This window comes from Arthrobacter sp. Y3223164, assembly GCF_059091005.1.
Genome location: NZ_JBNHGF010000086.1, coordinates 1 through 9,277, shown reverse-complemented (window position 1 = coordinate 9,277; position 9,277 = coordinate 1). Strand labels below are relative to the sequence as shown.

Annotated in this window: 9 protein-coding genes; 8 read left to right on the top strand and 1 reads right to left on the bottom strand. The window is 67.7% G+C overall.

The annotated features are described in order from the left end of the window. Positions 1–167: 167 nt before the first annotated feature. Positions 168–1,007 (bottom strand): hypothetical protein, encoded by an 840-nt coding sequence (locus AC5RUJ_RS06820; RefSeq protein WP_494128968.1) that lies wholly within the window; start codon positions 1,005–1,007, stop codon positions 168–170. A gap of 162 nt (positions 1,008–1,169) precedes the next feature. On the opposite strand from AC5RUJ_RS06820, the gene AC5RUJ_RS06815 reads away from it, so the two are divergent. The 8 genes from AC5RUJ_RS06815 to AC5RUJ_RS06780 all read left to right on the top strand — a co-directional run. Further along, positions 1,170–2,015: a hypothetical protein gene (locus tag AC5RUJ_RS06815; protein WP_494128969.1), complete on the top strand. Its 846-nt coding sequence runs from the start codon at positions 1,170–1,172 to the stop codon at positions 2,013–2,015. Beyond that, positions 2,005–2,985 carry an HAD-IIA family hydrolase gene (locus AC5RUJ_RS06810; protein WP_494128970.1) on the top strand — a complete coding sequence of 327 codons (981 nt, stop codon included), beginning with the start codon at positions 2,005–2,007 and terminating at the stop codon, positions 2,983–2,985. The genes AC5RUJ_RS06815 and AC5RUJ_RS06810 overlap by 11 nt, the downstream gene beginning before the upstream one ends. Before the next feature lie 60 nt (positions 2,986–3,045). Next, on the top strand, positions 3,046–3,249 hold the full coding sequence (locus tag AC5RUJ_RS06805) for a hypothetical protein (protein ID WP_494128971.1): 204 nt from the start codon (positions 3,046–3,048) through the stop codon (positions 3,247–3,249). Between the two features lie 5 nt (positions 3,250–3,254). Then, positions 3,255–4,127, top strand: a complete 873-nt coding sequence (locus AC5RUJ_RS06800) for a TlyA family RNA methyltransferase (RefSeq protein WP_493999428.1) — start codon at positions 3,255–3,257, stop codon at positions 4,125–4,127. Beyond that, the gene (locus AC5RUJ_RS06795) at positions 4,124–5,119 is read left to right on the top strand and encodes an NAD kinase (protein ID WP_493999429.1); all 996 of its coding nucleotides are present in this window, start codon (positions 4,124–4,126) and stop codon (positions 5,117–5,119) included. Before AC5RUJ_RS06800 ends, AC5RUJ_RS06795 begins: the two co-directional genes overlap by 4 nt. Beyond that, on the top strand, positions 5,116–6,828 hold the full coding sequence (recN, locus tag AC5RUJ_RS06790; RefSeq protein WP_494128972.1) for a DNA repair protein RecN: 1,713 nt from the start codon (positions 5,116–5,118) through the stop codon (positions 6,826–6,828). Before AC5RUJ_RS06795 ends, recN begins: the two co-directional genes overlap by 4 nt. A gap of 118 nt (positions 6,829–6,946) precedes the next feature. Continuing rightward, entirely contained in the window at positions 6,947–8,668 is a 1,722-nt protein-coding gene (pyrG, locus tag AC5RUJ_RS06785; RefSeq protein ID WP_494128973.1) for a CTP synthase, read from the top strand. Next, on the top strand, positions 8,669–9,277 hold a 609-nt coding region (locus AC5RUJ_RS06780), incomplete at its 3' end, for an NUDIX domain-containing protein (RefSeq protein ID WP_494155699.1).

Here is a 9,277-nt window from a genome sequence, read left to right as displayed (position 1 = left end):
GCACTCGGGAGGGTGTGGGAGAGTAGGTCGCCGCCGGACATTCTTTGAACACGGGAAGGCCCCGCCAACGATGGCGGGGCCTTCCCGCGTTTAACCAGGATGCCGGTTCGTTAGTGGAGTCACAGTCCGACGGCGGTTGTCTGCAACTGGCAGAACAGTCCGCTGGACTAGAATGGATCGATGGTACGGGCGCGCCACAGATGATTGCGCCCACAACAAGACACGCATTTCATAGAGATTTTTGATGGCTGTGGTTGGCTGGTTCGACCTTGGCCCGCACTGAGAGGAGTTCCGGCATGGCTGATTTCCGGGGTCGTGAAGGACGAGACGACAGGGGTGCAGGCAGAGGCAACTTTGGCAACCGGTCGGGAGCCGAGCGCTCCACCGAGGGCGGCGATAGAAAGCGCCCCGACAAGCAGGACCGACGCAGCGGCGGTTCCGGTGGCGCGGGTGGTTTCCGTTCGCGGGATGATCGGCCGGGTCAGGATCGTGGTGAGCGTCGGGACTTTGGTGATCGGCCGCGTCAGGATCGTGGTGAGCGTCGGGACTTCGGTGATCGGCCGCGTCAGGATCGTGGCAGCGCGTCTGGTGGTGCGGGTGGTTTCCGTTCGCGCGAGGATCGGCCGCGTCAGGATCGTGGTGAGCGTCGGGACTTTGGTGATCGTCCTCGTCAGGACCGTGGCGGCAGCTCGTCCGGCGGCGGTTTCCGTTCGCGCGATGATCGTCCCCGCCAAGATCGTGAGCGTCGGGACTTTGGTGATCGGCCGCGTCAGGATCGTGGTGAGCGTCGGGACTTTGGTGATCGTCCTCGTCAGGATCGTGGCAGCGCGTCTGGTGGTGCGGGTGGTTTCCGTTCGCGCGATGACAGGCCGCGTCAGGATCGTGGCAGCGCGTCTGGTGGTGCCGGTGGTTTCCGTTCGCGCGATGATCGGCCGCGTCAGGATCGTGGTGAGCGTCGGGACTTCGGTGACCGCCCCCGCCAGGACCGCGGTGACCGTTCCCGCCACGACGGCGGTGGCAGGTCGTTCGAGCGCGCCGGCGGAGCACCTGATCACAATGCCGGAGACCTGCGCAGTTCCAACCGGGTCGACCGCCCGCGTTCACCGGAGATTGACCCCGACGTCACGGGTGCCGAGCTGGACCGCGTCACGCGCGCGCAGCTGCGGACCTTGGAGTCCAAGAACGCTGAGTGGGTTGCCAAGCACCTGGTGATGGCCGGGCGACTGCTGGACGAGGAACCGGAACTTGCCTTCCAGCACGCCCTGGCGGCCAGCCGCAGGGGTGGGCGCATGGCTCCGGTGCGAGAGGCCGTCGGCCTGACCGCATACGCGGCCGGTCACTACGGTGAAGCCCTCAGGGAGTTCCGCACCTTCCGTCGCATCAGCGGCTCCAATGAGCACCTGCCGATCATGGCCGACTGCGAACGTGGCCTCGGGCGGCCGGACAGGGCGCTGGAGCTGACGCGGTCAGAAGACGCCGCAACACTGGATACGGCGGGCAAGGTGGAACTGGCGATTGTGGCCTCCGGCGCCCGTTCCGACCTGGAGCAGTACGACGCGGCGGTTGCGGCCTTGGAGATTCCGCAACTGGACCGAAACAGGGCCTTCTCCTACAGCCCGCGGCTGTTCCGGGCGTATGCGGACGCCTTGGATGCCGCTAACCGTGGTGAGGAAGCACAGCAATGGAGGCGCCAGGCGATGGTGGCCGAAAACGCCCTGGGCGTGGGAGATTTTGCCGAGCCCGAGATTGTCGACCTGGTCGGCGATGAGATGGAACCGGATGACGGCCGCCGCGAAGCTGGCCCCGTTACCGATGTGCGGGGTTTCATCAACGAGGCCGACACGGCCGGCCCGGCCGAATCTGAAGAGTCAGCGCCGGACGACGGCGAAAGTGAGCCTGCGGCTGGTTCTCCGACCGGCTCCCATGAAGCGGCTGCTCCAGCTGCGACGGACGTCGAAGACGCCGGCGCTCCCGGCACCGCGTCCGCCCAGGCCAGCAGGGACGATGACGGGTAAGCCGCTGATCTCCGGCTACGACGCCGTGCTGTCCGATCTGGACGGCGTCGTGTACGCCGGGCACCAGGCTATCCCCGGAGCCGTAGAGGCATTGAGGGGCCTCGCGGAGACCCGGACGGCGCTGGGCTACATCACCAACAATGCGTCGCGGTCAGCGGCGCAGGTGGCCGCTCATTTGCGCGAGCTCGGTGCGCCGGCCACCGCCGACCAGGTCTTCGGGTCGGCGCGGGCCGGTGCGCTGATGCTTGCCCGGCATGTTCCGGCGGGCTCAAAGGTCCTGGTCACGGGAAGCCAAACCCTGGCGGACGAAACAGCCGCCCAAGGCTTCGTGCCGGTCCGTTCCGCCCTCGATGCCCCGGTCGCCGTGATCCAGGGGTTTGACCCGGAGCTGGGCTGGAAGGACTTGGCGGAGGCATCGTTCGCCGTTGCCGCGGGCGCCTTCTGGATCGCCACCAACACGGACCTGACCATTCCCCGAGAGCGTGGCATCGCCCCCGGAAACGGTTCGTTGGTGGCGGCCGTACAGGCAGCCACCGGCGCGGTGCCCCTGGTTGCAGGAAAGCCGGAAGCGGGCATTTTTACGACGGCGGCTGCGGCGTTGGGAGCTCGCCGCCCGCTGGTGGTGGGGGACCGGCTCGATACCGACATCCTCGGCGGCAACAACGCGGGCATGGACACGGCAGTCGTCTTGACCGGCATCGACGGGGTCGAAACGATCCTCGCCGCGCGCACGGCCGAACGGCCACGGTATCTGCTGGGCAGCCTGGCCGAACTGTACCGGCCCTATCCTGCCGTTACCCCTGACGGCTCGGGGTTCCGCTGCGGTGCTGCGGTGGCCGCCGTCGAAAACGGGAAGCTGAATGTCTCCGGCAGCCGGGAGGATGTGGACACCTGGCGCGCTGCCTGCGCGGCTTGGTGGGATGCCCATCCGCACCAGGCGTCCGCGGCCGCGCCTGACCTTGCCGATTGAAGGCCGATATTAGACTGGCTCATGCGGTTGGGTACAGCCGCCGACGCGAGGGAGGATAGCTTGGACCTGCCAGAATCAGGGGAGAGCGGCGGCCGGGTGCAGCCGCAGTGGCCGGCCCCCGGTGACTCCACGGCCGACGAGCCGGTCGACGCGATCATCTCCGGCCTGGCCGGGATTCCGGACCTTCCCGTACGCGGGCACCAACACGTGTACCAGCAGATCCACGACGATTTGTTGGCCGAGCTGGAGACCGAGGCTGATTGAGCCCTATGCCCAGACTGGACCAGGAGCTCGTATCCCGCGGATTGGCACGGTCCCGTACCCACGCAGCCAAGCTCATAGCGGCCGGGCGGGTCAGTCGTGCCGGAACTGTACTGACCAAGGCGGCGGCCGCCGTCGGCCCGGACGACCAGCTGGCCGTGGCCGCAGACGGAGGCCCCGACTACGTCAGCAGGGCCGGACACAAACTTGCCGGTGCACTGGCGGCCTTCCCCGCAGTCGATCCGGCGGGCCTGCGCTGCCTCGATGCCGGAGCTTCTACCGGCGGCTTCACCGATGTACTGCTGCGTGCCGGCGCGCAGGAGGTCGTCGCCGTGGACGTCGGACACGGCCAGCTCGTCGACGCGATTCGTACGGACAGCAGGGTCCGGGTATTCGAAGGCCTGAACGTCCGGTATCTCGACCCGGCAGCGATCGGCGGCCCGGTGGACCTGACCGTCGCGGATCTGTCGTTCATCTCCCTCACCCTGGTCATAGGACCGTTGGCCGATGCGACCCGTCCGGCCGGGAATCTGCTGCTGATGGTCAAGCCGCAGTTCGAGGTTGGCCGCGAGCGGCTGGCGCGCAGCGGCGTCGTCAGTTCCGACACGGAACGGTACCGGGCGGTTCGCAACGTTGTCGCCGCAGCGTTGGAACGGGGGCTGGACATACGCGGATTGGCGGCCAGCCCGCTTCCCGGCCAGGACGGGAACGTCGAATATTTCCTGTGGATAAGTGTTCCCCCGGGGGCCACTGAGCGCAGAACGGGTAGTGTGCTGCAGGAGGCAGTGGACGCGGCCATGGCCGGTTTCCCGCGGGAGCGGGAAGCGAGGCCGGACCAGTTGGATGAACCGAGAGGGCAGGAACCGGGAGTGGAGCGATGAGCCGGCGGATATTGGTGCTCGCGCACACCGGGCGCGCAGACGCCCTGGCGGCCGCCCAGGAAACCTGCGCCCAACTCCACTCGTCCGGCCTGGTGCCGGTCATGCGACGGGAAGAGGTCGGACACCTCCAGGAGACCTACGGCGAGCTGGCCGTTCCCACCGAAATACTGGACGAGGACATCGGCCTGGACGGCGTTGATCTGGGCATGGTCCTCGGCGGCGACGGTACCATCCTGCGCTCGGCCGAACTGGTCCGGGAATCGGACGTCCCGCTGCTGGGTGTTAACCTCGGACACGTCGGCTTTTTGGCCGAGAGCGAGCGGGCGGATCTGGCCCAGACGGTTCACTGGGTGGTAAACCGCGAATACACGGTTGAGGAGCGCCTCACCATTGACGTCCAGGTGTGGCTGGACAAGCGCAAGATCGGCCATACCTGGGCGCTGAACGAGGCGGCGGTGGAAAAAGGCGACCGGCAGCGGATGCTGGAAGTAGTGGTCGAGGTCGACGCCCTGCCCATCAGCTCGTTCGGCTGCGACGGCGTGGTCATGGCCACCCCCACGGGGTCCACTGCCTACGCCTTCTCCGCGGGCGGCCCGGTGGTTTGGCCCCAGGTGGAAGCCCTGCTGATGACCCCGATCAGCGCCCACGCGCTGTTCGCCAAACCGCTGGTGGTTGCCCCGGATTCGATCATGGCGGTGGAAGTGCTCAGCCGCAGCGATGCCAACGGCGTACTCTGGTGCGACGGCCGCCGAAGCCTGGAGCTGCCGCCCGGTTCCCGGATCGAAGTGACGCGCTCCAACAAACCCGTGCGGCTGGCCCGGACCAGGAGGACGCCGTTCTCGGAGCGTTTGGTCCGCAAATTCGAACTGCCGACGTCGGGATGGCGCGGGCCCGTCAGCCCCTCGGAAGAACAGCCGCCGACTTCGTCCCTGCCTACCGTGCGGACAGTGGAACCACGATACGCCCAGCCAAGCCAGGAGGCGCCGAAGTGATCGAAGAAATCCGGATCCGCAACCTCGGTGTGATCACCGAGGCTACGCTTCCGCTGGGGCCCGGCCTGTCGGTGGTGACGGGCGAGACGGGTGCGGGCAAGACCATGGTGGTCACCGCGCTCGGCCTGCTGCTGGGTGCCCGCGCGGACGCCGGGGCGGTGCGGACCGGGGCACGCAACGCAGTGACCGAGGCCGTGGTTCGGCTTGCCGCGGGAAGTCCTGCCCTGGCCCGCGCGGGTGAGGCGGGCGCTGACATCGACGAGTTCGACGGCGGAGCTGAACTGATGCTGGCCCGGACGGTGAACGCCGATGGCCGCAGCCGCGCGCACGTCGGCGGCCGGGGAGCGCCGGTGGGAACGCTGGCCGAGATCGGCGGCCACCTGGTGGCGGTCCACGGCCAAACAGACCAGCTGCGGCTCAAGAGCCAGCAGGCGCAGCGGGAAGCGCTGGACAAGTTTGCCGGTGAAGCCCTCACCACGGCGCTGTCCGGTTATGCAGCGTCATTCGCCCGTTGGAGGGAAGCCAGCACCGAACTGGAGACCCTGCGGACCGAGGCCCGCGAACGCCTGCGCGAAGCCGAGGCGCTGCAGCAGGCCCTGGAGGAAATCGACGGGCTGGACCCCCAGCCCGGTGAAGACGACGCCTTGAAGGCCGAGGCCGTGAAGCTGGCCAACGTCGAGGAACTGCGCGCTGCTGCCACCTTGGCGCACCAGGCGCTCGTGGCCGAGGAGTACACCGACTCCCCGGACGCGACGGCCCTGGTCGACGCGGCGAAACGGTCGTTGGAGCAGGTCCAGGACGAAGACGCCGAATTGGGCCGCGCCGCGGCCCGGCTCGCCGAGGTCGGCATCATCCTCGCCGACGTCGCCGCGGAGCTGGCGAGCTACGGCGCATCGCTGGACAGCGAGGGGCCGGGCCGGCTGGAGGAGGTCGAAGCGCGCCGGGCCGACCTGGCACGGCTCGTGCGCAAATACGCGCCGAACATCGACGAAGTGCTCGAGTGGGCCGTTCAGGCCCGCACCCGCTTGGAAGACCTGACCGACGACTCCAGCCGGATCGAGCGGTTGGAGGCGGAAATCGCCGAACTGGACTCCGCCCTGGCCATCCAGTCAGCCGCGGTGACGGCGCTGCGGCGTGAAGCCGCAACCGAACTCGGGCGCCGGGTCGGCGCAGAACTGTCGGCGCTGGCCATGGCCGAGGCCGAACTGCTGATCGATATCGAACCGGCGCCCGCCCTGACGGTGCACGGCGCCGACGTCATCACGTTCTTGCTCAAGCCGCACCGGGGTGCCCCGCCGCGTCCGCTGGGCAAGGGTGCCTCCGGCGGTGAACTGTCCCGTGTGATGCTTGCCATCGAAGTGGTGCTGGCGGAAGTCGATCCCGTGCCCACCTTCGTCTTCGACGAGGTGGATGCCGGCGTCGGCGGCAAGGCGGCCGTCGAGATCGGCCGCCGCCTGGCCATGCTGGGCCGCTACGTGCAGGTCATAGTGGTGACCCACCTGCCGCAGGTGGCGGCCTTCGCGGACCAGCACATCCGGGTGATCAAGACGGCCGGCGGGGACGACGGCGGGATGACCGCCAGTGACGTCCGGTTGCTCGACGACGAAGAGCGGGTGACCGAACTGGCCCGCATGCTCGCCGGCCAGGAAGAATCCCATTCCGCCCGCGCCCACGCCCAGGAACTCATCGACGGAGCGAGGGCGCTGTAGCATCGGCTACAGGCACGACCAGCCCCGCCGCCGGCGGGGGAGCAGTTGACCGGCGGGTGTGTGTTCGCACACCCGGCAGCGGTCGGAACGGCCTTGAGATCCGAGGGCGTCCAGAAAGGTGATAGGCTCGAATTCCGTGGTGCAGCGAACTAATTCCCGGTTTTCCAAGTCGTCCAAGACGACCAAACATATCTTTGTCACCGGCGGCGTGGCGTCCTCGCTCGGGAAGGGACTGACGGCTTCAAGCCTCGGCCACCTGCTCCGTGCCCGCGGCCTCTCCGTGACGATGCAAAAGCTCGATCCCTACCTGAACGTGGATCCGGGCACGATGAATCCCTTCCAGCACGGTGAAGTCTTCGTCACGGACGACGGCGCGGAGACCGATCTGGATATCGGACACTACGAGCGGTTCCTGGACGAGAATCTGGACGGGTCGGCAAACGTGACCACCGGCCAGGTGTACTCCACCGTGATCGCGAAGGAACGCCGCGGCGAATACCTCGGCGACACAGTTCAGGTCATCCCGCACATCACCGACGAGATCAAGCGCCGCATGCGCCTGCCCGCCGAGCCTGTCGCGGGCAAGAAGGTTCCGGACGTGATCATCACCGAGATCGGCGGCACCGTCGGCGATATCGAATCGCAGCCGTTCCTCGAATCCGCCCGCCAGGTCCGGCAGGATGTCGGGCGCAACAACGTGTTCTTCCTGCATGTGTCGCTCGTGCCGTACATTGGCCCGTCGCATGAGCTGAAGACCAAACCGACACAGCATTCCGTCGCCGCGCTTCGCTCCATCGGCATCCAGCCGGACGCCATCGTGATCCGGTCCGACCGGGAAGTCCCTGCGGCGATGCGGGAGAAGATCGGCCGCATGTGCGACGTGGACATCGACGCAGTGATTGGCTGCCCGGATGCGCCGAGCATCTACGACATCCCCAAGACCCTGCACTCGCAGAACCTGGACGCGTACATCGTGCAGCACCTTGACCTGAAGTTCAAGGATGTCAATTGGACCAAGTGGGACCGGCTGCTGTCGGCGGTCCACAACCCGAAGCACCACGTCGAGGTGGCGCTGGTCGGCAAATACATCGACCTGCCCGACGCCTACCTGTCGGTGACCGAAGCGCTCCGCGCCGGCGGCTTCGCCAACCAGACCAAGGTAAAGATCCGTTGGGTTCCCTCCGACGACTGCGCCACCGAAGAAGGCGCAGCCGCCGCCCTCCACGGCGTGCACGCCATCTGCGTGCCCGGCGGCTTCGGCATCCGCGGACTGGAGGGCAAACTCGGCGCACTCAGGTTCGCCCGCGAACACAAGCTGCCCACCCTTGGCCTGTGCCTCGGCCTGCAGTCGATGGTCATGGAGTACGCCCGCAACATCGTGGGACTGGAAGACGCTTCGTCCACCGAGTTTGATCCGGACACCAAGCACCCGGTGATCGCCACCATGGCCGAGCAGCTGGACATCGTCGACGGCAAGGGTGATCTGGGCGGCACCATGCGCCTTGGCCTGTACGAGGCAGCCCTGCAGTCCGGCTCCGTCGTCGCGGAGACCTACGGCAGCACCAAGGTCAGCGAACGTCACCGCCACCGTTACGAGGTCAACAACGAATACCGCGACCAGCTGGCCGCGGCGGGCCTGGTCTTCTCCGGCACCTCCCCGGACGGCAAGCTGGTGGAGTTCGTGGAACTGCCCCGCGACGTGCACCCGTACTACGTCTCCACCCAGGCGCATCCGGAACTCAGTTCGCGCCCCACACGGCCGCACCCGCTGTTCGCCGGCCTCGTCGCCGCCGCACTGGAGCACGGCAAGCCCAAGGCCACGGCAAAGTCCGGAGCCTGAGTGTCGGCGCACTCCGCGGCCTTTGCCGACATCCCCGACCCGCGTCCGCTGGTCGACAGCCGAACCGTTTACCGCGGACGCATTTGGGACGTGGTCAGCGACACCTTCACGCTGGGCCCGGACACGGGCGAGACGTTGGTGCGCGACTACATCGCACATCCGGGCGCGGTGGCCATCCTGGCGATGGACACGGAGGGACGGGTCCTGCTGCTGAGGCAGTACCGGCAGCCCACCAGGATGTCGCTGTGGGAAATCCCGGCGGGCCTGCTGGACGTGGACGGCGAGGACTTCGTCGATGCCGCGGTGCGGGAACTGGCCGAGGAAGCCGACCTGATGGCCGGGCGCTGGAACGTGCTGGTGGATTTTTTCAATTCGCCCGGCTCTTCCAGTGAGGCGATCCGGATCTACCTGGCCCGCGACCTCTCCGAGGTGCCGGAGGCGCAGCGGCACCAGCGCACTGACGAGGAAGCCGAAATCGAGCACCTCTGGGTAGATCTGGACGATGCGGTGGACGCGGTCATGGCCGGACGGCTGCACAATCCGTCGGCCGTGACCGGGGTGCTTGCCGCCGCACGCGCTGCCGCCACCGGCTTCGAGGACCTGCGCCCG